The organism is Streptomyces mesophilus (assembly GCF_040300965.1).
GTDB classification, from domain to species: domain Bacteria; phylum Actinomycetota; class Actinomycetes; order Streptomycetales; family Streptomycetaceae; genus Streptomyces; species Streptomyces mesophilus_A.
Map to the genome: position 1 here is coordinate 1 of NZ_JBEPEW010000017.1, position 23,136 is coordinate 23,136.

The 23,136-nt window shown below is 70.7% G+C and carries 20 protein-coding genes and 1 pseudogene; 8 read left to right on the top strand and 13 right to left on the bottom strand.

Going from position 1 to position 23,136, the window contains the following annotated elements:
* The 4 genes and pseudogenes from ABT367_RS09040 to pdhA form a co-directional block, all read right to left on the bottom strand.
* Positions 1-147, bottom strand: a pseudogene (locus tag ABT367_RS09040) (NTP transferase domain-containing protein); the annotation flags it as partial.
* 248 nt (positions 148-395) lie between these two features.
* Positions 396-1,841: a dihydrolipoamide acetyltransferase family protein gene (locus ABT367_RS09045; RefSeq protein ID WP_352251126.1), complete on the bottom strand. Its 1,446-nt coding sequence runs from the start codon at positions 1,839-1,841 to the stop codon at positions 396-398.
* Complete coding sequence (locus tag ABT367_RS09050; RefSeq protein WP_352251128.1) at positions 1,841-2,902, bottom strand: alpha-ketoacid dehydrogenase subunit beta; 1,062 nt, start codon at positions 2,900-2,902, stop codon at positions 1,841-1,843. The genes ABT367_RS09045 and ABT367_RS09050 overlap by 1 nt, the downstream gene beginning before the upstream one ends.
* Positions 2,899-4,017, bottom strand: a complete 1,119-nt coding sequence (gene pdhA, locus ABT367_RS09055; protein WP_352251242.1) for a pyruvate dehydrogenase (acetyl-transferring) E1 component subunit alpha — start codon at positions 4,015-4,017, stop codon at positions 2,899-2,901. The genes ABT367_RS09050 and pdhA overlap by 4 nt, the downstream gene beginning before the upstream one ends.
* Before the next feature lie 230 nt (positions 4,018-4,247).
* Between pdhA and ABT367_RS09060 the strand changes: the two genes are divergently transcribed.
* The gene (locus ABT367_RS09060; RefSeq protein WP_352251130.1) at positions 4,248-4,790 is read left to right on the top strand and encodes an Lrp/AsnC family transcriptional regulator; all 543 of its coding nucleotides are present in this window, start codon (positions 4,248-4,250) and stop codon (positions 4,788-4,790) included.
* 139 nt (positions 4,791-4,929) lie between these two features.
* Here the strand turns inward: ABT367_RS09060 and ABT367_RS09065 are convergent, their stop codons facing one another.
* Positions 4,930-5,520: a TetR/AcrR family transcriptional regulator gene (locus ABT367_RS09065; protein WP_352251132.1), complete on the bottom strand. Its 591-nt coding sequence runs from the start codon at positions 5,518-5,520 to the stop codon at positions 4,930-4,932.
* Positions 5,517-7,100, bottom strand: a complete 1,584-nt coding sequence (locus ABT367_RS09070) for a 3-hydroxyacyl-CoA dehydrogenase (protein ID WP_352251134.1) — start codon at positions 7,098-7,100, stop codon at positions 5,517-5,519. Before ABT367_RS09070 ends, ABT367_RS09065 begins: the two co-directional genes overlap by 4 nt.
* Positions 7,101-7,299: 199 nt before the next feature.
* Here ABT367_RS09070 and paaN point away from each other — a divergent pair, with 199 nt between their 5' ends.
* Positions 7,300-9,021 (top strand): phenylacetic acid degradation protein PaaN, encoded by a 1,722-nt coding sequence (paaN, locus tag ABT367_RS09075; RefSeq protein ID WP_352251137.1) that lies wholly within the window; start codon positions 7,300-7,302, stop codon positions 9,019-9,021.
* A 140-nt stretch (positions 9,022-9,161) separates the two neighbouring features.
* On the opposite strand, the gene ABT367_RS09080 is transcribed toward paaN, so the two are convergent.
* The 3 genes from ABT367_RS09080 to ABT367_RS09090 form a co-directional block, all read right to left on the bottom strand.
* Positions 9,162-9,935, bottom strand: a complete 774-nt coding sequence (locus ABT367_RS09080) for a TrmH family RNA methyltransferase (RefSeq protein ID WP_352251139.1) — start codon at positions 9,933-9,935, stop codon at positions 9,162-9,164.
* 64 nt (positions 9,936-9,999) lie between these two features.
* Positions 10,000-11,358: an HTTM domain-containing protein gene (locus tag ABT367_RS09085; protein WP_352251141.1), complete on the bottom strand. Its 1,359-nt coding sequence runs from the start codon at positions 11,356-11,358 to the stop codon at positions 10,000-10,002.
* Positions 11,355-12,062, bottom strand: coding sequence for a DUF5819 family protein (locus tag ABT367_RS09090; RefSeq protein WP_352251143.1), 708 nt, complete (start codon positions 12,060-12,062; stop codon positions 11,355-11,357). The genes ABT367_RS09085 and ABT367_RS09090 overlap by 4 nt, the downstream gene beginning before the upstream one ends.
* A gap of 412 nt (positions 12,063-12,474) precedes the next feature.
* Here ABT367_RS09090 and paaA point away from each other — a divergent pair, with 412 nt between their 5' ends.
* The 6 genes from paaA (at position 12,475) to ABT367_RS09120 (ending at position 17,540) form a co-directional block, all read left to right on the top strand.
* Positions 12,475-13,467, top strand: a complete 993-nt coding sequence (paaA, locus tag ABT367_RS09095) for a 1,2-phenylacetyl-CoA epoxidase subunit PaaA (protein WP_352251145.1) — start codon at positions 12,475-12,477, stop codon at positions 13,465-13,467.
* Positions 13,464-13,748 (top strand): 1,2-phenylacetyl-CoA epoxidase subunit PaaB, encoded by a 285-nt coding sequence (paaB, locus tag ABT367_RS09100; RefSeq protein ID WP_187814722.1) that lies wholly within the window; start codon positions 13,464-13,466, stop codon positions 13,746-13,748. The genes paaA and paaB overlap by 4 nt, the downstream gene beginning before the upstream one ends.
* Entirely contained in the window at positions 13,745-14,470 is a 726-nt protein-coding gene (paaC, locus tag ABT367_RS09105; protein ID WP_352251147.1) for a 1,2-phenylacetyl-CoA epoxidase subunit PaaC, read from the top strand. The genes paaB and paaC overlap by 4 nt, the downstream gene beginning before the upstream one ends.
* The gene (paaD, locus tag ABT367_RS09110) at positions 14,467-14,976 is read left to right on the top strand and encodes a 1,2-phenylacetyl-CoA epoxidase subunit PaaD (protein ID WP_352251149.1); all 510 of its coding nucleotides are present in this window, start codon (positions 14,467-14,469) and stop codon (positions 14,974-14,976) included. Before paaC ends, paaD begins: the two co-directional genes overlap by 4 nt.
* Positions 14,976-16,052 carry a 1,2-phenylacetyl-CoA epoxidase subunit PaaE gene (gene paaE / locus ABT367_RS09115; protein WP_352251151.1) on the top strand — a complete coding sequence of 359 codons (1,077 nt, stop codon included), beginning with the start codon at positions 14,976-14,978 and terminating at the stop codon, positions 16,050-16,052. The genes paaD and paaE overlap by 1 nt, the downstream gene beginning before the upstream one ends.
* A gap of 354 nt (positions 16,053-16,406) precedes the next feature.
* Positions 16,407-17,540: an acyl-CoA dehydrogenase family protein gene (locus ABT367_RS09120; protein WP_352251154.1), complete on the top strand. Its 1,134-nt coding sequence runs from the start codon at positions 16,407-16,409 to the stop codon at positions 17,538-17,540.
* Between the two features lie 74 nt (positions 17,541-17,614).
* Here ABT367_RS09120 and ABT367_RS09125 read toward each other — a convergent pair whose 3' ends face one another.
* The 4 genes from ABT367_RS09125 to ABT367_RS09140 all read right to left on the bottom strand — a co-directional run bounded on the left by ABT367_RS09125 (position 17,615) and on the right by ABT367_RS09140 (position 23,132).
* Entirely contained in the window at positions 17,615-17,962 is a 348-nt protein-coding gene (locus ABT367_RS09125) for a rhodanese-like domain-containing protein (RefSeq protein ID WP_352251156.1), read from the bottom strand.
* A 201-nt stretch (positions 17,963-18,163) separates the two neighbouring features.
* Entirely contained in the window at positions 18,164-18,988 is an 825-nt protein-coding gene (locus ABT367_RS09130) for a J domain-containing protein (protein WP_352251158.1), read from the bottom strand.
* 724 nt (positions 18,989-19,712) lie between these two features.
* Positions 19,713-21,206, bottom strand: coding sequence for a DUF2252 domain-containing protein (locus ABT367_RS09135; protein WP_434975431.1), 1,494 nt, complete (start codon positions 21,204-21,206; stop codon positions 19,713-19,715).
* Positions 21,207-21,479: 273 nt separating this feature from the next.
* On the bottom strand, positions 21,480-23,132 hold the full coding sequence (locus tag ABT367_RS09140) for a bifunctional aspartate transaminase/aspartate 4-decarboxylase (RefSeq protein WP_352251160.1): 1,653 nt from the start codon (positions 23,130-23,132) through the stop codon (positions 21,480-21,482).
* Between the last annotated feature and the right edge of the window lie 4 nt (positions 23,133-23,136).

Sequence of the window (23,136 nt, forward strand, 5' to 3'; positions counted from 1 at the left end):
CGACGACGACCGTGGTGCCCGCCGCGGCGCAGGCGGTGAGCACCCGGTCGAGCAGGGCGCGCCCGCCCACTTGCACGCGGGCTTGTCGACTCCCCCGAGGCGCTTGGCCGCGCCCCCGGCGAGCACTACGGCGTCATACGTGGTCACCCGACGAGTATGGCCGCGCGTTGGATCTTTGCTACCCCTGCGGAGGGCCCGGGTGCGGCGGGACTTAGGTCACACCCTGACCCTGCCGGTATTCGAAGCGCCGCCGGGCGCGCCGGGGGCGCCGGGCGCGACGAATAGGAGCGCCTGCCGGGCGCGACGAATAGGAGCACCCGGAAACCCCGGGACACCCGCACCAAAAAGCCCAGCCCCCACCACCCCAGCCACCACCCCAGCCCTCACCCCACCCCTCACAACGACCGCAGCAACACCGCCGGCTGCTCGACGCAGTCCGCCACGTACCGCAGGAACCCGCCCGCCGTACCGCCGTCGCACACCCGGTGGTCGAAGGTCAGCGACAGCTGGACCACCTTGCGTACCGCCAACTCCCCCTGGTGCACCCAGGGCTTGGCCACGATCCGCCCGATCCCGAGCATCGCGGCCTCGGGGTGGTTGATGATCGGTGTGGAGCCGTCGACGCCGAACACCCCGTAATTGTTCAGCGTGAAAGTGCCACCCGTGAGATCGGCCGGAGTGAGCCGCCCCGCCCGGGCCTCCTCGGTCAGCCGGGCGAACTCACCGCTCAGCGACTCGGCGCCCCTGGACTGCGCATCCTTCACCACCGGCACGACGAGCCCGCGCTCGGTCTGCGCGGCGAAGCCCAGATGCACCCGGTCCAGCCGCACGATCTCGCGCGCGGCCGTGTCCACCGTGGAGTTGAGCTCCGGGTAGCGGTCGAGCGCGGCCGTGCAGATCCGGCCGAAGAGCGCGAGCAGCGAGATCTTCGGCCCGCCCACCGCGTTCATCGCCGCCCGCGCGGTCATCAGCTCGGTGGCGTCCGCGTCCACCCAGACGGTCACCTCGGGGATCTCGCGCCGGCTGCGGGACAGCTTGTCGGCCACGGCACCGCGCACCCCGCGCAACGGTGTCCGTGTCTCCCCGTGCGCAGGCACGGGCTCGGCCGGTACGGCGGCGGTCCGCTGTCCGGCGGCCCGTACGGCGTACTCGACATCGGCACGCAGGATCAGCCCGTCCGGCCCCGAGCCGGTCAACTCCCGCAGGTCGAGCCCGTTCTCACGCGCCAGCCGGCGGACGAGAGGAGAGATCACCGGCACGGGTCCCTCGGCCGCGGGCGAGCCACCGGACGGACGGCCGGGCGTCTGCCCCGGAACCCCGTCGAGCGGCGCTGAACCGACGGAAGGTGCCGGACCGACGGAAGGTGCCGCACCGACGGAAGGTGCCGGAGCAACCGCAGGCGCCGGAGCAACCGGCGGCGCGGAACCGACTGGCGGCGCGGAACCGACTACGGACGAAGCCGGCCGCACCCGTCGCCGACGAGCAGGCGCGGCACCCGTCCCGTACCCGACCAGCACATTCCCCGACCCCTCGGCCTCACCGTCCGACGACGACGCCGTATCCGCGGCCGCGGCACCCGCGTCGGAAGGAGCCGAAGCCCCCACCGCCACCGTCAACAGCGGGGCACCGACCGGAAGTTCCGAACCCTCCTCGCCGAAGCGGGCCGTCACCACCCCCGCGTAGGGGCAGGGCACCTCGACCATCGCCTTGGCCGTCTCCACCTCGACCACCGGCTGGTCGATCGCGACCACCTCGCCCACGGACACCAGCCAGCGGACGATCTCCGCCTCCGTGAGTCCCTCGCCGAGGTCGGGCAGCTTGAACTCGAGGACCTGTGCCATCAGCTCATTCCCCCATCCGACGCGGCCGGCCCATCCGACCCGTCCGCTTCCCACTGCAGCCGCGCCACCGCGTCCAGGATCCTGTCGACCCCGGGCAGATGGTGGCGCTCCAACATGGGCGGCGGATAAGGAATGTCGAACCCGGCGACGCGCAGCACCGGCGCCTCCAGATGGTGGAAGCACCGCTCGGTGACCCGCGCGGCGATCTCGCCACCGGGACCGCCGAAGCCACCCGACTCGTGCACGACCACCGCACGCCCCGTCCTGCGCACGGACGCGCAGACCGTCTCGTCGTCGAACGGCACGAGCGAGCGCAGATCGACGACTTCGAGGTCCCATCCCTCGGCCCGCGCGGCCTCGGCCGCCTCCATGCAGACCGGGACCGAGGGCCCGTACGTGAGCAGCGTCGCGCTGCGACCCCGTCGGCGCACCACGGCCCTGCCTATCGGCTCAACGGACGTGGGCGCCTCGGGGTTCCAGGAATCCTTCGACCAGTAGAGCCGCTTGGGCTCCAGGAAGATCACCGGGTCGTCGGAGGCGATCGACGCACGCAGCAGGCCGTACGCGTCCTCGACCGTGGCCGGTGTGACGACATGCAGGCCCGGGGTCGCGATGTAGTACGCCTCGGAGGAGTCGCTGTGGTGCTCGACGCCGCCGATACCGCCGCCGTACGGCACACGGATGGTCAGCGGCAGACTCATCGCGCCCTTGGTGCGGTTGCGCATCTTGGCCACATGCGAGATCAGCTGCTCGAACGCCGGGTACGCGAACGCGTCGAACTGCATCTCCACGACCGGCCGAAGGCCGTACATGGCCATGCCGACCGCGGTACCGAGGATCCCGGCCTCGGCGAGCGGGGTGTCCGTCACGCGGTCCTCGCCGAACTCCTTGGCGAGCCCGTCGGTGATCCGGAAGACCCCGCCGAGCGCGCCGACGTCCTCACCCATCACATGGACGGACGGATCCTCGGCGAGCGAGTCCCGCAGCGCCCGCTGCAGGGCCTGCGCCATGGTGGCGGGCTTCGTCCGGGAGGCCCCCGAAAGGCCGACTGCCGTGCTCATCGCTCCTGCTCCGCTTCCAGCTCGGCCCGCAACTGCTCGGCCTGCTCGCGCAGTTGGGTGGTCTGCTGCGCGTATACGTGGGTGAACAGATCCATCGGGTCGAGCACCGGATCCGCGTTCATCCCCTGGCGCAGTGCGGCCGCGAACTCCTCCGCGGAGTCCCGTACGGCCTTGATCCGCTCGTCGTCGAGCAGCCCGCGGCCGGTCAACTCCCGCTCCATCAGGGCGACCGGGTCATGCGCGCGCCAGACCTCGACCTCGGCGTCGTCCCGGTACCGGGTCGCGTCGTCGGCGTTGGTGTGCGCGTCCATGCGATACGTCACGGCCTCGACGAGCGTCGGACCGTGGCCGGCCCGCGCATTGCGTACGGCCTCGCTCAGGACCTCGTGCACCGCGGCCGCGTCATTGCCGTCGACCAGGCGGCCCGGCATCCCGTAGCCGACGGCCTTGTGGGCCAGCGATGGGGCGGCGGTCTGCTTGGCGAGCGGCACGGAGATCGCGAAGCCGTTGTTCTGCACGAGGAAGACGACCGGGGCCTTCCATACGGCCGCGAAGTTCAGCGCCTCGTGGAAGTCGCCCTCGCTGGTGCCGCCGTCGCCGACCATGGCGAGCGCCACGACGTCGTCGCCCTTGAGGCGCGCGGCGTGCGCGAGCCCCACCGCGTGCGGGAGCTGGGTGGCGAGCGGGGTGCTCAGGGGGGCTATGCGGTGTTCGTACGGGTCATAGCCCGTGTGCCAGTCGCCGCGCAGCAGACCGAGGGCCTGCACGGGGTCGAGCCCGCGGGCCACGGCGGCGAGGGTGTCGCGATAGCTGGGGAAGAGCCAGTCCTGCTCCTCGAGGACCAGGGCGGCGGCGACCTCGGCGGCCTCCTGGCCGGTGGTCGACGGGTAGACGGCGAGGCGGCCCTGCTTGGTGAGGGCGGTCGCCTGCGCGTTGTAGCGCCGGCCGCGCACCAACTCCCCGTACAGCTTCAGCAACAGAGCGGAGTCGGACTTGTCCGCGGCGCTCGTGCCGAGGACCCGGTACGGCTCCGGGTCCGGCAGCAGCGGGGCAGGGTCCGTGCGGGGCTTCCAGGCGGGCGGCGGCGTGGGCTGGTGGACCCCCCGCTGCTCCATCACCGGTGTGCCGTGATCTGTACGCGTGGACACCGCTTGCACCTCCTTGTGGGAGCGGCTCGGCGGCTCCTCGTGGGAGCTGCCTCGGGCAGCGCGGTTGTGATGCGCCTCACCAACCGATTGTTCGGTCGCCGACACATTTTGGCTACAGGCCCCTCCAGGCTGTGGACAAACGGTTCTCCACAGCCTGGGATAGATGCATTACGTCCATGGTAGGGAGGCGGGGGGACATGGCATCTGAACGAATGGCCGAGGACGGATCCTCGAGACCCCCGGAGGCCACGCAGGCCGGGGGCGTACCGGACTCCCCCGAGGCCGAGATCCCACCGCGCCCGCTGGACTCGATCGACCGGTCGATCCTGCGGATGCTGCAGACGGACGGTCGCGCCTCGATACGCTCCGTGGCCGAACACGTGCACGTCTCACGCGCCAATGCGTACGCCCGTATCAACCGCTTGATCGAGGACGGCGTGATCCGCGGCTTCGGTGCCCGGGTCAACCACGAGCGCGCGGGCCAGGGCGCATCCGCCTACATCACCCTGAAGATCGTCCAGAACTCGTGGCGCACGGTCCGCGAACAGCTGCGCGCGCTGCCGGGCGCGGCCCATATCGCCCTGGTCAGCGGTGACTTCGACGTTCTGCTCCTGGTCCACACCCCGGACAACCGCACGCTGCGCGAGCTCGTCCTGACCAGACTCCAGTCCATGCCGGAGATCCTGAGCACGCGCACGCTCCTGGTCTTCGAGGAGACGGATCTGGATCCTGAGGCGTGAGGGCCGACGGGCGGATACGCCGCGTGTGAGGCTCTGCCCGCCGCGTGCTCGCGCGTGCGGTGTCGTGGTGGGTCGGTGCCGGGTCTGCGGGGCACGCATGCCGCACCCAGGCCGTCCGTACACCGGAGGTCCGCGGTCCTCAGTCCTCCACTCGCAGCCCCCGGAACGCCAACTGCACCACGGCGTCCGCGATTTCCGCTCCGTCCGCACCCCGGGCCTCCGGGCGGAACCACTCCACCAGCGAGTTGATCATCCCGAAGAGCAGCCGCGTCGCGAGCCGGGCCTCCACGTCGCCGCGCAGATCGCCCTCGGCGATGGCGGCCTTGAGCAGATCCGCGACCCGGTGGTCGAAGTCCCGTCGGCGGTCCATCGCCCAGCGTTCGGTCTCGGTGTTGCCGCGGACGCGCAGCAGCAGCGTCACATACGGGAGTTCGGTGGTCAGTACGCCGACCATGCGCCGCGTGACGTGCTCGAGCCGGTCCACCGCACGGCCCTCGCACGCCTCGGGCTCGTCGAGGATGCCGAAGAGCCCGTCGAGCGCGCGGCTCACGGCGCGGCGCAGGAGCTCCTCCTTGCCGGCGACGTGGTGGTAGATCGAGGACTTGGAGATCCCGGCGGCCTTGGAGAGGTGCTCCATGGAGGTGCCGTCGTATCCGCGCTCGATGAAGACCTGCACGGCCACGGCGAGGAGCGTCTCGGGGGTGTACGTGTCGCGTCTGGCAGTGGTCATAGCAGGTCCCCGTACTCCATGGGATCGACCCGGCCGAGCAGGCCCGGGGTGGGTCCGTAGCGGCCGGTGGGGTGGTACGTGTGCAGGTTGCGCAGCACGCTCGCGATGCGCAGCTCACCCGTCTCGGCGGCCCAGTCGAGCAGCCGGACCGGGTAGTTGACGCCGAGCCGCATCGCGGTGTCGACGTCCTCCTGGTGCGCGACCTCGCGGGCGACGGCGTCGGCAGCCAGATCGATCAGCATCGCCATGGTGCGGGCCACGATCATGCCGGGCACATCCGGGATGTACGTGACCTTCTTGCCCAGCGCCTGGAAGAAGCCGGCCGCCTCGGACCTGGCCCCCTGCCCGGTGTGCGGACCGGTGGCCAGGGCGATGCGCGTGGCCGCCGCGTAGTCGAAGGACCAGTCGAAGACCAGGACGTCCTCGGCCTGGTACACCCCGGCGGGCAGGCCGTCGGTCGGGAACAGCAGCCCACCGCCCGGCAGTTCGATGTGCGGCTCGGCGTCGTCCTCGGCCTCGACGCCGATACCGGCCTGCCGGGCAAGCTTCACCAGCGCCTTGGCCGGGCCGAGGTCTCCATGGACGGTGATGCTCGCGGGCGCGTCCGCCGGCGGCTCCGTACGCGGTTCGGGACGCGCCGCCCCCTCCTCGTACGAGAACCATCCCTGACCGGACTTGCGGCCCAACCGGCCCGACTGGACGAGCCGTTGCTGCGCCAGGGACGGCGTGAACTTGGGGTCCTGGAAGAAGGACTCCCAGACCGAGCGCGTCACCGCCTCGTTGACGTCCTGGCCGATCAGATCGGTGAGCTCGAAGGGCCCCATCTTGAAGCCGCCGCACTCGCGCAGCACCGCGTCGAGGGTGGCGGGGTCGGCGGCGCGCTCCTCGTACAGGCGGAACGCTTCCGCGTAGAAGGGGCGGGCGATGCGGTTCACGATGAACCCGGGGGTGTCGGCCGAGCGGACCGGGGTCTTGCCCCAGGCGCGGGCGATGTCGTACGCGCGGGACGCGGCGGCCTCGTCGGTCGCGTGCCCGCTGACGATCTCGACGAGGGGCAGCAGCGGCGCGGGGTTGAAGAAGTGCATGCCGACGAACCGGCCGGGGACGCGCAGGGCGCCGGCGATCGCGGTGACGGAGAGGGAGGAGGTGTTCGTGGCGAGCAGACAGTCGTCGGAGACGGTCTTCTCGAGCTCCTTGAAGAGGTCCTGCTTCACTGCGAGTTGCTCGGTGACGGCCTCGATGACCAGGCCGCAGTCGAAGAGCGCGCCGAGGGACGTGACGGGCACGAGTCGCGACCGTGCCTGATGGCGGGCCCCGGAGGTCAGACGGCCCTTCTCCACCAGACGGTCCAGGCGCGCCGTGATGTCACCGACCGCCTCCTTGGCCCGGCCCGGCGCCGCATCGTGCAGATACACGTGATGGCCGGCCAGGAGCGCGACCTGGGCGATGCCCTGGCCCATGGTGCCGGTGCCGATGACGGCCACGGACAGGGCGGTCGGCACGGGCACGCGGTCCCGCACGGGCCCGGACTCGGGCGTGCGGTCCTCCGGCTGCGAGGCGGCGCGGTCGCTTGCTGTCATGTCCGCGATCCTCCCGTATGGGTTTTCCACAGGTTCCCCGGACCCCCTTGTCCCGACCGATCGTTCGGTTACTCTAGCTCTCGTCGCACCTCCCTGCCCAGCAGCTCTCACCGCGCCGCTGCCCAGCAGCGCCGCACGCCCGTCACCGTCCAAGCTCACCGGTTCACCGTCGAACCGGCATGAGGAGGAGTTGGTCTCCATGGCCGCCGCCGAGCTCACCGCTCAACAGCTGACCGAGAAGCACAACCCCACGCTCTTCAAGGCGCTGGACGCCATCGCCACACGCGCCTACTGGTCGCCGCACCCCGAGCACCCCAAGGCGTACGGAGAGGGCTCCCCCTTCGAAGGCAGCCTGAGCGCCGCTGACGGCAAGGCCGCCTTCGACGCGCTACTCGGCAGCCGGATCGACCTGGGCCAGCCGGGCACCGACGGCTGGACGGGCGGCTCCGAGAACGGTGAAGTCTCGCCGTACGGCATCGAGTTGGGCATCGAGTATCCGCACGCGGATCCGGACGTGCTGCTGCCCGCGATGCGCGCGGCGATCCCCGCCTGGCGCGACGCCGGGCCCGAGCTGCGCGCCGTCGTCTGCCTGGAGATCCTGGCGCGGATCAGCGCGCGCACCCATGAGTTCGCGCACGCGGTCATGCACACCAGCGGCCAGGCCTTCATGATGGCGTTCCAGGCCGGCGGGCCGCACGCCCAGGACCGGGGCATGGAGGCAGTCGCGTACGCCTATGCCGAGCAGGTGCGCACGCCGGGTGCGGCGGAGTGGAGCAAGCCGCAGGGCAAGCGGGATCCGCTCAACCTCAGCAAGCAGTTCACGGCCGTGCCGCGCGGTATCGCGCTCATGATCGGCTGCAACACCTTCCCGACGTGGAACGGGTATCCGGGCCTCTTCGCCTCCCTCGCCACCGGCAACCCGGTGGTGGTCAAGCCCCACCCGCGCGCGGTCCTGCCGCTCGCGCTCACCGTGCAGGTGGCCCGCGAGGTGCTCGCCGAGGCGGGCTTCGACCCCAACCTGGTGTGTCTCGCCACCGAGAACCCGGGCGAGGGCATCGCCAAGACCCTGGCGGTACGGCCGGAGATCCGGATCATCGACTACACCGGCTCCACCGCCTTCGGCGACTGGCTGGAGACCAACGCCCGCCAGGCACAGGTCTACACGGAGAAGGCCGGCGTCAACACGGTCGTCATCGACTCGACCGCCAACTACAAGGGAATGCTCTCCAACCTGGCGTTCTCCCTCTCCCTCTACAGCGGCCAGATGTGCACGACCCCGCAGAACCTGCTGATCCCCCGCGACGGCATCACCACGGACGCCGGCCCCAAGTCGTACGACGAGGTGGTCACGGACATCGCCGGCGCGGTCTCCGGACTGCTCGGCGACGACGCCCGGGCGAACGCGCTGCTCGGCGCGCTGGTCAACCCGGATGTGAAGGCCCGCCTGGAGGCGGCACCCGGCCTCGGTGAACTCGCCCTGGCCACAAGGGAAGTCGAGAACCCGGAGTTCCCGGGCGCGGTCGTGCGCACCCCGGTGATCGTCAAGCTCGACGGCACCAAGCCCGACGCGGAGGCCGCGTACCTCAGCGAGTGCTTCGGCCCGGTCTCCTTCGCGGTCGCGGTCGACTCATCGGCCGACGCGGTGGAGCTGCTGAGGCGCACGGTGCGGGACAAGGGCGCGATGACGGTCGGCGCGTACACCACGTCGGACGAGGTGGAGCGCGCCGTGGAGGAGGCCTGCCTGGAGGAGTGCGCCCAGCTCTCGCTGAACCTGACGGGCGGGGTATACGTCAACCAGACAGCTGCCTTCTCCGACTTCCACGGCTCGGGCGGCAACCCGGCAGCAAACGCGGCCCTGTGCGACGGAGCGTTCGTGTCGAACCGGTTCAGGGTGGTGGAGGTGCGCCGGGAGGCCAAGTAGGCCGGCCTGCTAGTGGGGTGCAGGGGGCGCAGCCCTCGCTGGGGGTGCTTGGGGCAGCGCCCCAAGAAAACAACCCACCCCCGCACCGCCCGCGCCCGCACCCCGACCCGCACCGGCACCGGCACCGGCACCGGCACCGCTCAACCGAACTCGTGCCCCGCCGACCAGTGGAACAGGGTCATCCCCACGCTGGTCGCCAGGTTGTAGCTGGACACCTGCGACCGCATCGGCAGGGACACCAAGTGGTCGGCCCGGTCCCGCAGTTCGGGCGAGATCCCGCTGCGCTCCGAGCCGAAGGCGAGCAACGCATCGTCGGGCAGCGCGTACGAGCGGATGTCCTCGCCCTCGGGATCGAGGGCGAACAACGGCCCGGCCGGCAGCTCCGGCACGCTCAACTGCTCGACGGCAGTGGCGAAGTGCAGCCCCGCCGCTCCCCGTACGACTGTGGAGTGCCACGGGTCCAACGGACCCGTGGTGACCACCCCGGTCGCCCCGAACCCGGCTGCGAGACGGATCACGGCCCCCGCGTTGCCGAGGTTGCGCGGCTGGTCGAGCACGACGACCGGCGCACGGCGCGCGGTGTCGGACAGCGCCGCGAGCCGCGCGGTACGGGAGGGCCGTACCGCCAGCGCCGCGATCCGCGTCGGATGCAGCCGCGGCACCAGCGTGCGCAGCACGTCATCGGGGACGTCCACGGCCCGCGCGCCCAGCGCCCCGGCGACATCCGGAGCGAGGTCCGCGGCGAGGTCGAGAGCACCCTGCCGGTCCGACGTGAGCACGAGCGGAATCTCCGCGCCGAAGCGCAGAGCGTGCTTCAGGGCGTGGAAGCCGTCGAGGAGCACGCAGTCGTCGGCGTGGGTACGCCATCGTCGTACGACATCCGTGCTCTGCGTACCGGCCTTGCCCGCGCTCATGGCGTGCAGCCTACGCGCGCGCACGGCCTACGCGCGCAAGCTCCCCTATGCGCGCACGCTCGCCCTACGCGCGCGCGTGCTCGACGCTTTCCGGCTCCCGCTCCGGCCGGGCGGCCTCCTCGTCCGTCCGCTGCGCGGGCAGTTCCACACCACGCCGCCGGGGCAGCACCCGGTCCCGTACCCGCGTGGTGAGACGTTCGAGCCGGCGCAGGAAGGTGGTCGGCAGGAAGACCGCGTCCGCGGCGATCATCGCAAGCGAGAAGAACGGCAGGCCGAGGATCACCGCGATCACCGCATGCTCGGTGATCATCGCGGCGAGCAGCACGTTCTTCACGCGCCGGTTGAAGAGCGTGAAGGGGAAGGCGACCTGGACCGCGACCGTGCCGTAAGTGATCAGAAGCAGCGGCAGGGCGAACGAGGAGAGCAGCTCGGAAAGGGCGGGCCAGGGCGAGAAATAGTCGAGGTGCAGCGGGTAGTGCACCGCCGTGCCGTCCTGCCAGCGGCTGCCCTGGATCTTGTACCAGCCGGCCGTGGCGTAGATCAGACAGGCCTCGGCCATGATCACGACCAGCGCCGTGTTGTGCAGCAGATTGCGGACGACATCCGCCAGGATGCGCGGCTGCTCACTCCCGTACCGCCTGACGCACCAGCTCAGGGCGGTCCCGAGCCAGACGCCCCACAACAGGTACGGGATGATCGGCAGATTCCAGGGGAGCTCGGTCTGCCAGTCGAACCTGCCGGTGAACGTTCCGAAGAGCAGCAGCCCGCCGAGCACCGTCCACAGAAGGGGACCGACCCGGTCCTCGCCCTCGGGCCCCCGGACCGCACGCCGTGCGTCGAGGGACCAGACCCGGCCGCACTGCGTGAAGACCAGGTAGATGGCCATGAGATGGATGACGTTGTCGCCGCCGTCGCCCATGAACACGCTGCGGTTCTGCAGCGACAGCACCCCGACCATGAAGAGCACGGACATCGTCCGGGTCCGCCACCCCACCAGGAGCAGGGCGCTGGACAGCACGGCCACGAGGTAGACGAACTCGAACCAGCCGCGCCCGTCGTCCCACATCAGCACGGTGAAGGCGCGGTTGTCCGCGATCAGCTGCTGCGCCATGTCCCAGCCCCACGGCCCCTCGGGACCATAGAGCTCATGGCGGTGCGGGAACTCGCGCAGCAGGAAGAGCAGCCAGGTCAGCGCGAAGCCGATCCGGATGACGGCGCTCTGATACGGGCCCAGCGCGGCGCCCGTGACCCGCAGCACGCCGTTGGCCACGGACTGGTCGAAGCGGCGCTTCGCCAGGGGCTGCGCGTGGGTGTTGGTCAACGGCGGTTCGTGGCTGTTGCCCAACGGCGGTTCGTGGCTGGTCATCTCGTGGCTGCTCATCGGGCGCTCGTGGCTGCTCATCGGCCGCTCGGGGCTGCTCATCGGGCGCTCACCTCACGGTCGCGGGACGTGATCGTCCACCAGGGCAGCTCACGGAAGGACGGCTTCGAGTCGATCTTCTCCGCGCTCCACTTGGGCGGCTGCACGTTGGTCGTGGAGGAGCGCAGCTGAATGCGTTCCACAGTGCCGCCGAGCGGTTCGCGGTCGAAGCGGAGCAGAGCGATCCGGCGGAGATAGCGCTCGGAGAGGTCGCCGCGCAGACCGTTCGAGACGTTCTCGCTGGTGTGCGAGCCGTTGTAGAAGTCCCAAGCGCGGCGCAGTTCGTTCTGCTCCGTGTGGCTGGGCAGCAGATTGCCGTCGATCGCGGCACCGTCCTGTGCGGAGAGGTTGATCCACCCGGTCGTCCGCAGGTGCCCGCCCTCCGTGCGCACCGTGGCGCGGGCGTGGACGGCGACGTTCTGCTGCAGCGGGTTGGGTGCGAACAGCTTCCAGTTCTGCTCGAACTCCGGGTAGATCCAGCCGTCCACCGCTTCCCCGTACTCCCTGGAAGCACTGTTCGACGGGGCCACGTGCAGAAACACCATGCCGAGATGCACCGCACCGACCACCGCGACCACGGCGAGGACCAGGGCGGCGGCCAGCTGGTAGGGGAGGGTGAGGGCGGTGAGCCCGCCTGTTGCACCGGGTTCGCCGGACAGACCCCGCCCTCCCGGGGGCCGAGCCCCTTGAAGGCTATCGGCACCCACTGACAACGCCGGGCCCGCCGGCGCCGGGTCCGCCTCGGGCCTGGGCGGCGGGCTGACTTCCGGGCTGTGGTCGGTCCGGTCGGACGCGGACGCCGACGGACCCTCCGCTGCGGACGGACCCTCCGCTGCGGACGGAGCCGCGGTTTCGGACCCCGGGCCCGCGCCCGTGTCCTCGTCGTACGCGTCCATTCCGCCCCGTTCCCCATCCGCCTCTGCCGCTACGGGTCGGAACGGTACTCAGCGTCGGTCGCCACGCACAGCTCTCGTGACGTTATCCACAGGGTTGACACCCTACGGCCGCCGGTCCCACCATGGAAACCAAGCGAACCGAACGATCGGTCGGTAGATTGATCAAGGCGACCGCGAAGACGCGGGCAGCCCAGGATCGAGTGCCGAGGCAAGGGGGCCGGGCATGGCGACGGTGACAGACGCTGGTCAGACGGCGGTGGACGCTGACCGTACGGCGGTGTTCGACGCCGCCGTGGCCGCCGACGAGCGGATCGAACCGCGGGACTGGATGCCCGACGCGTACCGCGCGACGCTGGTGCGCCAGATCGCGCAGCACGCGCACTCCGAGATCATCGGCATGCAGCCCGAGGCCAACTGGATCACGCGCGCGCCCTCACTGCGCCGCAAGGCGATCCTGATGGCCAAGGTCCAGGACGAGGCGGGCCACGGGCTGTACCTCTACAGCGCCGCCGAAACCCTCGGGACCAGCCGCGAAGAGCTCCTCGACAAGCTGCACGCGGGCCGCCAGAAGTACTCCTCGATCTTCAACTACCCCACCTTGACCTGGGCCGACGTCGGCGCGATCGGCTGGCTCGTGGACGGTGCGGCGATCACCAACCAGGTGCCGATCTGCCGCTGTTCCTACGGTCCTTACGCCCGCGCGATGGTGCGGATCTGCAAGGAGGAGTCCTTCCATCAGCGCCAGGGCTTCGAGCTGCTGCTCACGCTCAGCCGCGGCACCGAGGCACAGCACGCGATGGCGCAGGACGCGGTGAACCGCTGGTGGTGGCCGTCGCTGATGATGTTCGGCCCGCCGGACGACGAGTCCTCGCACTCCGCGCAGTCCATGGCCTGGAAGATCAAGCGCCACTCCAACGACGAGCTCCGCCAGCGCTTCGTCGACATCGCCGTCCCGCAGGCCGAGGCGCTCGGTCTCACCCTCCCCGACCCGGATCTGAAGTGGAACGAGGAGCGGGGGCAGCACGACTTCGGGGCCATCGACTGGACCGAGTTCTGGGATGTCCTCAAGGGCAATGGCCCGTGCAACGAGCAGCGGATCACCCAGCGCCGCAAGGCCCATGAGGACGGCGCCTGGGTACGGGAGGCGGCGGCCGCACACGCCGCGAAGCACACCACGGCACGCAGCGCACAGAACGAGCAGGAGGCAACGGCATGAGCGGCGACTGGCCCTTGTGGGAGGTGTTCGTACGCTCGCGGCGCGGGCTCTCGCACACCCACGCCGGCAGCCTGCACGCACCGGATGCGGAGCTTGCCCTGCGCAATGCCCGCGATCTGTACACGCGGCGCAGCGAAGGCGTCTCGATCTGGGTGGTCCCGTCCACCGCGATCACCGCTTCCTCGCCGGACGAGAAGGACCCGTTCTTCGAGCCGGCCGCCGACAAGCCGTACCGGCACCCGACGTTCTACGAGATCCCGGACGGGGTGAAGCACCTGTGACCGCGACCGTGTCGGGCACGACCGGCGCCGCGCTGGCGCTCGGTGACGACGCCTTGGTGCTCTCCCACCGCCTCGCCGAGTGGGCCGGCCACGCCCCGGTCCTCGAGGAGGAGGTGGCGCTCGCCAATATCGCCCTCGACCTCCTAGGCCAGGCCCGCGTGCTCCTCTCGATGGCCGGCGACGAGGACGAGCTGGCGTATCTCCGCGAGGAGCGCGCCTTCCGCAACCTCCAGCTGGTCGAGCAGCCGAACGGGGACTTCGCCCAGACCATCGTCCGCCAGCTCCTCTTCTCCACCTACCAGCGCTTCCTGTACGAGGCGTTGGCCGGCGATCCCGTCTTCGGGCCGCTCGCCGCCAAGGCGGTCAAGGAGGTGGCATACCACCAGGACCACGCCGAGCAGTGGACGCTCCGCCTGGGCGACGGCACGGATGAGAGCCAGGCTCGGATGCAGCGCGGGCTCGATGCGCTGTGGCGCTACACCGGGGAGATGTTCCGGCCGGTCGACGGCCTCGAGGCGGTCAACTGGCAGGAGCTGGAAGCCCGTTGGCTCTCCTCGGTCACCGCCGTGATCGAGCGGGCCACCCTGCGGGTACCGGAAGGTCCGCGCACCGGGGCGTGGGCCGCGGGCGCGGGACGCGAAGGGCTGCACACGGAGCCGTTCGGGCGGATGCTCGCCGAGATGCAGCATCTGCACCGCAGCCACCCGGGGGCGTCGTGGTGACCGCCGAACGCACCCGCGAACGCACTCCCTTGGAGCAGCGGCTCTGGGAGCTCGCGGGAGCCGTGCCCGACCCCGAGCTGCCGATGGTCACCCTGGGCGACCTCGGGATACTACGCGATCTGCGGATGTTCGGTCCCGGCGAGGTCCGCGTCGAGATCACGCCGACGTATACGGGCTGCCCCGCCGTCGAGGCGATGTCCTGTGACATCGAGGACGTGCTGCATGCCGAGGGCATGCCCGAGGTGACGGTACGGACGGTGCTCGCACCGGCCTGGTCCACGGACGACATCACCGCGGAGGGCCGTCGCAAGCTCTCCGAGGCGGGCATCGCCCCGCCCCGGCCCCAGCCGGCGGACGGTCCGATACCGCTGACGCTCGCCGTGCGCTGCCCGCATTGCGGCTCCATCGATACGGAGCTGCTCAGCCGTTTCTCGTCCACCGCGTGCAAGGCGCTGCGACGGTGCGTGAGCTGCCGTGAACCGTTCGACCACTTCAAGGAGTTGTGATGGGGGCCCCTGCCAAGTCCCGGTTCCACGCTCTGCGCGTGACCGCGGTCGACCGGCTCACAGACGACTCCGTGGCCCTGACCTTCACCGTGCCGCCGGAGCTCCGCGCGGAGTACCGCTATGCGCCGGGCCAGCACCTGGCGATACGGCGCCACGCGGAAGGCGCCGAGATCCGTCGTACGTACTCGGTGTGCTCGCCCGTGCTCGGGGCGGACGGCCCCGCCGAGGTGCGCGTGGGCGTACGCCTGGTCGAGGGCGGCGAGTTCTCCACGTATGCGCACAAGGAGATCGCCGTCGGTGACACGCTCGATGTGATGACCCCAGCGGGCCGGTTCACCCTGGAGCCGAGGCCGGGGCACTTCGCCGCGGTCGTCGGCGGCAGTGGCATCACGCCGGTGCTGTCCATCGCCGCCACGCTTCTCGCGCGGGAGCCGGAGGCTCGTTTCTGTCTGATACGGAGCGATCGCAGCGCTGCCTCGACGATGTTCCTGGAGGAGGTGGCGGACCTCAAGGACCGTTATCCACAGCGCTTCCAGCTGGTCACCGTGCTGTCGCGGGAGGAGCAGCAGGCTGGGCTCCCGTCGGGGCGGCTCGACGAGGAGCGGCTGACCGGGCTGCTCCCCGCGCTGCTGCCCGTCGAGCGGATCGACGGATGGTTTCTGTGCGGACCGTTCGGCCTGGTGCAGGGCGCCGAGCGCGCGCTGCGGGGGCTCGGGGTGGAGCGGGCGCGGATCCACGAGGAGATCTTCCATGTGGACTCCGGTACGGCCCCGGCGTCCTCGCAGGTGCCCGTCGTGGCGCACAGCCGGGTGACGGCGCAGCTCGACGGACGGTCGGGGAGCTGGCCGGTCCAGGACGGCGAGTCCCTTCTGGAGACCGTCCTGCGCAACCGTCCGGACGCTCCGTATGCCTGCAAGGGCGGGGTCTGCGGCACCTGCCGCGCCTTCCTGGTCTCCGGTGAGGTGCGGATGGACCGCAACTATGCGCTGGAGCCGGAAGAGACGGACGCGGGCTATGTCCTTGCCTGCCAGTCCCATCCGGCCACGGAGCAGGTGGAGTTGGACTTCGACCGCTGAGGTCCCCGCCAGGCCGGGCCGGGCATTGCCGGGTGGGCCCTCCCCCTCGCGGTGGGGGTATCCCCATCGTGGTGGGGCCATCCCGTCGCGAATGGGGGCGATCCCGCAGTGGCTGGGGGGCGATCCCAGCGTGATGGGGCCATCCCACCCCGATGTGGGATCCCACCCTGGTGTGGATCCCACCCTGGTGTGCGATCCCGCCCCGGTGTGCGATCCCGCCCCGGTGTGCGATCCCGCTCCGGCGGGGCCATTCCAATCCGCTAGAACCTGTTCTATCTTGACGGTCCGTCAGATGGCGGTGCCCGTATGGCCGGGCGCCGCCGGACAGAGCCGGCGCGCACGGGAGGACAGGCAGTGGACTTCGACTTCACCGAAGAGCAGCAGGCGGCCGTCGAGGCGGCCAAGGCGGTCTTCGCCGGCGTGGACGTGGACGCGGTGCCGAGCCCGGCCCTGACCCCGGGAGCCGTCGCCGACGACTTCGACCGCGCGCTGTGGGCCAAGCTCGCCGAGGCGGACGTGCTGAGTCTGCTGCTCTCGGACGAGTACGACGGGGCGGGCCTCGACGCCATCGCCCTCTGCCTCGTACTGCGCGAATCGGCGAAGGTCCTTGCGCGCGTACCGCTTCTGGAGTCCAGCGCGGCCGCCAAGACCATTGAGATGTACGGGAGTTCCGAGGCAAAGGCCCGGATCCTGCCGGGCGTTGCCGACGGCACCACGGTCCTGACCGTCGCCGCCAACGGCCGCACCGGCCACGACAGTGCCGAACTCGCCGTCTCCGCACGCCCCGACGACACCGACTGGGTGCTCGACGGACTGCAGACCGGGGTGCCGTGGGCGCACACCGCCGACTACACGGTCGTTCCCGCTCACACCACCGACGGCCGCACCGTGCTCGCGCTCGTGCCCCGGGTCCACGACGGGCTCACGCTCGCCGAACAGTTCTCCACCTCGGGCGAACGCTTCGCCGAACTCCGCCTGGAGTCCGTACGGATCCCCGCCACAAACGTCATCGACGCCGACGGCGCCTGGGAGTCCCTGCACCAGCTGCTCGCGACCGGTACGTGTGCGCTGGCGCTCGGCCTCGGCGAGGGTGTGCTGGGCATGACCAGCGAATACACCAGCAAGCGGGAGCAGTTCGGGCACCCGGTGGCCACATTCCAGGCGGTGGCCATGCAGGCCGCGGACCGCTTCATCGATCTGCGCGCCATGGAGGTCACCCTCTGGCAGGCGGCCTGGCGTATCTCCACGGGCGCGGGCGGTGCGCTGCCGGCCGCGGGCGATATCGCGGTGGCGAAGATCTGGGCCTCGGAAGGCGTCCGCAGGGTCGTGCAGACCGCCCAGCATCTGCACGGCGGCTTCGGCGCCGACACCGACTACGCGCTGCACCGCTATCACGCCTGGGCCAAGCAGCTGGAGCTGTCGCTCGGGCCGGCCGCGGCCCACGAGGAGGCCCTCGGCGAGCTCCTTGCCACGCACACCCTCGCCTGAGGGCCTGAGCATGCCGAAGCCGGGCACCCGTTCGCAGGTGCCCGGCTTGTCCGCGGGAACTCGGACGACGAAGCTCAGACGACGAAGCCCGGCTGCCCCTTGTCGTCCACGACGGGCCGGCCGGCCGTGTGCCAGGACTCCATACCGCCGGCGACGTTGACCGCGTCGATGCCCTGCTGCACGAGGTACATCGTCACCTGGGCGGAGCGCCCGCCGGAGCGGCAGATGACGTTCACCTTGCCGTCCTGCGGCGCCGCCTCGGTCAACTCGCCGTAGCGGGCGACGAATTCACTCATGGGGATGTGCAGCGCGTGCGGGGCGTGGCCCGCCTGCCACTCGTCGTCCTCACGGACGTCCACCAGGAAGTCGCTGTCGTTCAGCGCGTCGACGCCGACCGTGGGCACACCAGAACCGAAAACCATGCCCCGACGCTACCCGACCACGCGCCCGCCCCGGCCCCGGCCTCGGCCCGGCCGGAGCTGCCCGCCGCACCGGCCCGGACTCAGCGATCCGGATCCGCCCAGCCGGAGCCACCCGCGCACGACCAGCCGGCGCGGGCTGGCGGCCCTGGCTGTCGGCGCGGACGGGCGCCGCGTCAGCCCGGCCGGAGCCGTCCGCATCGGCTACTGCGCGAGCGACGCCAGCTCCGCCTCACGCTCGCCGACCTGCGCGATCAGCTGCTCGGCGATCTGCTCGAGCAGGCGGTCCGGGTCGTCGGGGGCCATCCGCAGCATGGACCCGATCGGGCCCTCCTCCAGATCGCGTGCGACCACGGACAGGAGCTCCTTGCGCCGTGCAAGCCACTCGAGGCGCGCGTACAGCTCCTCGCTCTCACTGGGCTGCTGCTCGGGCGGTACGGGCCCGGCAGCCCACTCCTCGGTGAGCTCGCGAAGCAGCGGCTCGTCGCCTCGGGCGTAGGCGGCATTGGCCCGGGCGATGAACTCGTCACGCCGGGCCCGCTCCTTGTCGTCCTGGGCCAGGTCCGGGTGGGCTTTGCGTACGAGGTCGCGGTAGAGCTTGCGGGCCTCATCGCTGGGCCGCACCCGCTCGGGCGCCCGCACCGGCTGCTCGTTGAGCATCGCGGCGGCTTCGGGGGAGAGGCCGTCGGAGTCGATCCACTCGTTGAACAGCTCGGACACATCGGGCATCGGCAGCACCCGGGCACGCAGCTCCTGGGCGGTCCGCAGGTCGTCCGGGTCTCCGGTGCGCGCGGCCTTCGCCTCGGCGATCAGGGCGTCGAGCTCTTCGAGCCGGGCGTACATGGGGCCGAGCTTCTGGTGGTGCAGTCGTGAGAAGTTCTCCACCTCGACGCGGAAGGTCTCGACGGCGATCTCGTACTCGATCAGGGCCTGCTCGGCCGCCCGCACGGCCCGCTCGAGCCGGGCCTCGGGCCGCTCCTGCCCAGCGTCCTGCGGCGGTACGGGCTCGTCAGCTTCCGGGGTCGTCACCCGTCCAGCCTAGGCCACCCGCCACCGCGCCCTGCCCTGTATGCCGTACCGGCCGGGGCGCCGGTGAGCGACCTGGGCACCGCCCCACCTCCGCGCCCCTTCCCTCAACGCGTGCCTCGGCTCCTGTGCCCCCTCCATCCCGGTGCTCACGTCTGCGGCTTCGCCCTGAGGTCGCGCCTGCGGTGTCGTCCTGACGTCGCGCCTGCGGTGTCGTCCTGACGTCGCGCCTGCGGTCTCGTCTGCGGCTTCGTCCTGACGCCCCGCTTGCGGTGTCGTCCTGAGGTCGCGCCTGCGGTCTCGTCGTGGGGTCGGTGCCGGTCCGGGGTACCTGTCATACGGGCAATGGCACCGTTCCCGCGAAGGGCCGCCGTTTCCGACGGGGGCGCCCGTATGACAGGCACCCCTCCCCGTCCCCTTCCGCCGTCGTGCGGCTGCCGGCCGGTGGGAGTCCGGGTCACCTCAACGGCCAGCGGCGGCACACGTCACCAGGCACGCACGGCCCCGCTCCTCCACCCCTCACACCCCGCCGAAGCACGACCCCACACAGCACGCCACGCGGCTGCCGACCGGCGGGCGTCCGCGTCACCCCACCGGCCAGCGGCGGCACACCTCACCAAACACGCACAGCCTCACCCCTCCCCCTCTCACACCCCGCCACAGCCCGAGCCCGAGCCCACACAGCACCCCACCGAAACCCAACCCCAGTCAGCCCCCGCCCTCCCCCTCACACCCCCAACTCGGCCTCAACCCGCCCTTCCCGCACCGCCGTCTCCAGTACCGCGTGGTCTGCCTCCGTGCGGTCCGCGTACGTCATCGCGAAAGCGGCCATGGCCTCGTCCAGCTCCTCCGTCTTGCCGCAGTAGCCCGAGATCAGCCGCGGGTCCGCGCCGTGCGCATGGGCGCGGGCCAGGAGGGCGCCGGTCATCCGGCCGTAGTCGTCCAACTGGTCGGCGGCGAGCTCGGCCGGGTCGACGCTGCCCTTGCGGTTCCTGAACTGCCGTACCTGGAAAGGGCGTCCCTCGACGGTGGTCCAACCGAGCAGGATGTCGCTGACCACCTGCATCCGCTTCTGGCCGAGGACGACGCGACGGCCCTCGTGCCCCGTCTCGGGCGCCTTGAATCCGGCCACCGGCAGGTGCGGGGCGAGCGCCGACGGGCGGGCCTCCTTCACCTGCAGGACGAACGGCTCGCCCCGGTGGTCCTGCAGCAGCACCACGTACGAACGGGTGCCGACCGACCCTGTGCCCACCACGCGGAACGCCACGTCCTGGATCGCGTGCCGGGCGAGCAGCGGCAGCCGGTCCTCGCCCAGCGTGGTCACGTACTCCTCGAGCGAGGCCGCCACCGCCGCGGCCTCCGCGTCCGGCACCCGCCGCAGCACCGGCTCCGCATCGACGAAGCGCAGGCTGCCGTCCTCGAGCGTCTCGGTGGACTTGGCCGCGAAGCGCCCGCTCGTGTTGCGCCGTGCCTTCTCGGAGACCCGCTCCAGGGTGCCGAGCAGGTCGTGGGCGTCGGTGTGCGAGACCAGTTCCTCGTCGGCGATCGCATGCCATGCCTCGAGGGCGGGCAGCTTCGCCATCAGCCGCATCGTGCGCCGGTACGCCCCCGCCGCGTCCGCCGCCGCCTCACGGCAGGTGTCCTCGCCCACCCCGGCCACGCGCCCCGCCACCACGAGCGAGGTGACGAGCCGCTTCAGATCCCACTCCCAAGGCCCGACCACCGTCTCGTCGAAGTCATTGAGGTCGATGACGAGTCCGCCGCGCGCGTCCCCGTAAAGCCCGAAGTTCCCCGCGTGCGCATCGCCGCAGATCTGCGCGCCGATGCCGGTCACCGGGGTGCGGGCCAGGTCGTACGCCATGAGTCCGGCGGAGCCGCGCAGGAAGGCGAAGGGGTTGGCGGACATCCGTCCCACCCGCAGCGGGGTGAGCTCGGGGATCCGGCCCGCACTGGACTCCTCGACGGCCGAGACCGCGTCGGGCCGGCCCGGGTCCGCGGTGAACTCGGCATGCGCGGACCGTCCTATGCGCTCACGCAGCGCCTTCCCCCGGCGCTTGGGCGACTCCTCGGCCGCCCACTGCGCGAAGCCCTGCACGCTCGGAATCCGCGCGCCCACAGCTCCGTCCTGCGCCGGCACCCGCGCCTGCCGCTGCTGCACGATCGCCTCGGTCTCGGCCACGACGGCCCTCCCCGTTCTCCCAGGTCCGCCGTGCGCGGACATCGACTGCCCCAGACCGTACGCTGCCTCGCCCGAGCGCGTCAGAGCCTGTGGATAACTCCGCCGGCACCCTCCACGACTGCCGCGCCTCGGCTCCCACAACTGCCGCACCCCGGCACGCGAAGGGGCCCGCGCCTCCCGGCCACGGGCCCCGATCACCGTACGAAAGACCCCAATCACCGTACGAAGGAGCAGACTTACCGCACGAAGGAACAGACTTACCGCACGAAAGAGTCGACTTACGGTACGAAAGAGCCGACTTACCCCTTCGGGGCCCTATCCCTTCGAAGCCCGCCACTCCGCAATGTAGTCATCGAAGATCGCCCGCAGATGGTGCCCGATCTTCAGGTAGTCCAGATCGTCGAGGTTGGCCAGAGAGACCCGCACGGACCACTCCGGGCCGTCGAAACCGCCGCCGTTGAGCAGCACGACATGGGTCTGCTCGGCGAGCCGGAACAGCGGGTCGACGGGCTCGTAGTTCTTCTCGAGGAAGTCCGCGAACTCCTTGCCCTGCGTGCGCTCCGCCTCGGCGAGCAGATCGAGTTCGATGTAGTAGCCGGCGCGCTGCGCATCCTCGCTGATCTTCATCTGGGCACCTTCGAGCAGCAGGTCGAGGCGCTGCTGCACGATGGAGCGGACCTTGAGCTTGTACGCCTGCCCTTCGTCGAGCATGTCGAAGAGGGAGAACAGCACCATCTGCACCTGCTGCGGCAGCGAGAGGCCCGCGGTGTGGTTGAGGGCGACCTGCCGGGAGTCGGCGACGAGCCGGTCGATGAACCTGATCTTCTCCGGCTCCAGCGTCAGCGTCCCGTACCTCTTGGCCAGGCGTGCCTTCTCGTCCGCCGGGAGGTTCGCGATCATCTCGTCGATCACGTTGTCGTCGTGCAGACCGATCACTCCGAGACGCCAGCCGGTGCAGCCGTAGTGCTTGGAGTACGAGTACACGAGCAGCGTGTTGCGGGCGAGGTCCGCGGCGATGGAGCGGAAACCCTCGACGAAGGTGCCGTAGACGTCGTCGGTGACGAGCAGCAGATGGGGGTTCTTGGTGGCGACGATGTCCTTGATCTGGTCGATCACGCGCTGACTCATCGCCAGGGAGGGCGGGTTGGAGGGGTTGACGATGCAGGCCAGCTTGATGGCCGGGTCCTCCAGCTTGGCGACCTCTTCGGTGGGATAGCGCCATTCACGCACCCCGGTCTCGGCGAACATGCTCGCCGAGACGTGCACGACCTCGAACTCGTACGTGTCGAGTTCCGGGATCTCCAGATACGGCGTGAACACCGGCGTAAGCAGAGCGATCTTGTCGCCCTTCTTCAACAGCCCGTTCTTCATCAGCGAGTCGAAGATGTAGCACATCGCGGCGGTGCCGCCCTCGGTGGCGAACAGGCTCAGGTTGTTGTCCGCCGGGGGCCGCTTGTCGAACATCTCGTCGCCGATGTAGCCGCGGACGACCTTCTCGGCGTGCACCAGCATCCGGTCGGGGACCGGGTAGTTGTCGCCGACGATGGAGTCGGCGAGCTCGTGCAGGAAGGCGTCCCGGTCGAATCCGAAGCGTTCGACCGCCTTCTCCACGCAGGCCTGCAGCATCTCCGTGCCGGGCAGTTCGGGGTTGGCTCGCAGCCAGCGGTCGAAGCGCTTGCCGATGTCGCCCTTCTCCGGCATCCCCCCGAGGTTGTCCGCGCTCCACACCCGCTTGGACTCCGAGAGCGCGAAGTAGCCGAGCGCGAAGAAGGCCTCGCGGGGGCCCGAGGCGATCCAGTTCGGGTTGCCGCGCCCGGCGTTGAGCATCTGCGCGGAGGATTTCTCCTTCTGGCCGGGCTTGTCCTCCTGGACGGCCTGCGCGATCTGGATGAACTTGTCCTTCAGCTCGAACGGGCTGAGCTGGGCGAAGGACTGGATCTCCTCGCGCGTGAAGGTGGTCTTGGGCATGACG

Excerpts from the sequence above, each read along its gene's own strand:
- ABT367_RS09045 (WP_352251126.1), bottom strand. The coding sequence starts at position 1,841 with ATGGCACAGGTCCTCGAGTTCAAGCTGCCCGACCTCGGCGAGGGACTC.
- ABT367_RS09050 (WP_352251128.1), bottom strand. The coding sequence starts at position 2,902 with ATGAGCACGGCAGTCGGCCTTTCGGGGGCCTCCCGGACGAAGCCCGCC.
- pdhA (WP_352251242.1), bottom strand. The coding sequence starts at position 4,017 with ATGGAGCAGCGGGGGGTCCACCAGCCCACGCCGCCGCCCGCCTGGAAG.
- ABT367_RS09060 (WP_352251130.1), top strand. The coding sequence starts at position 4,248 with ATGGCATCTGAACGAATGGCCGAGGACGGATCCTCGAGACCCCCGGAG.
- ABT367_RS09065 (WP_352251132.1), bottom strand. The coding sequence starts at position 5,520 with ATGACCACTGCCAGACGCGACACGTACACCCCCGAGACGCTCCTCGCC.
- ABT367_RS09070 (WP_352251134.1), bottom strand. The coding sequence starts at position 7,100 with ATGACAGCAAGCGACCGCGCCGCCTCGCAGCCGGAGGACCGCACGCCC.
- paaN (WP_352251137.1), top strand. The coding sequence starts at position 7,300 with ATGGCCGCCGCCGAGCTCACCGCTCAACAGCTGACCGAGAAGCACAAC.
- ABT367_RS09080 (WP_352251139.1), bottom strand. The coding sequence starts at position 9,935 with ATGAGCGCGGGCAAGGCCGGTACGCAGAGCACGGATGTCGTACGACGA.
- ABT367_RS09085 (WP_352251141.1), bottom strand. The coding sequence starts at position 11,358 with ATGAGCAGCCCCGAGCGGCCGATGAGCAGCCACGAGCGCCCGATGAGC.
- paaA (WP_352251145.1), top strand. The coding sequence starts at position 12,475 with ATGGCGACGGTGACAGACGCTGGTCAGACGGCGGTGGACGCTGACCGT.
- paaB (WP_187814722.1), top strand. The coding sequence starts at position 13,464 with ATGAGCGGCGACTGGCCCTTGTGGGAGGTGTTCGTACGCTCGCGGCGC.
- paaE (WP_352251151.1), top strand. The coding sequence starts at position 14,976 with ATGGGGGCCCCTGCCAAGTCCCGGTTCCACGCTCTGCGCGTGACCGCG.
- ABT367_RS09125 (WP_352251156.1), bottom strand. The coding sequence starts at position 17,962 with ATGGTTTTCGGTTCTGGTGTGCCCACGGTCGGCGTCGACGCGCTGAAC.
- ABT367_RS09135 (WP_434975431.1), bottom strand. The coding sequence starts at position 21,206 with ATGTCCGCGCACGGCGGACCTGGGAGAACGGGGAGGGCCGTCGTGGCC.
- ABT367_RS09140 (WP_352251160.1), bottom strand. The coding sequence starts at position 23,132 with ATGCCCAAGACCACCTTCACGCGCGAGGAGATCCAGTCCTTCGCCCAG.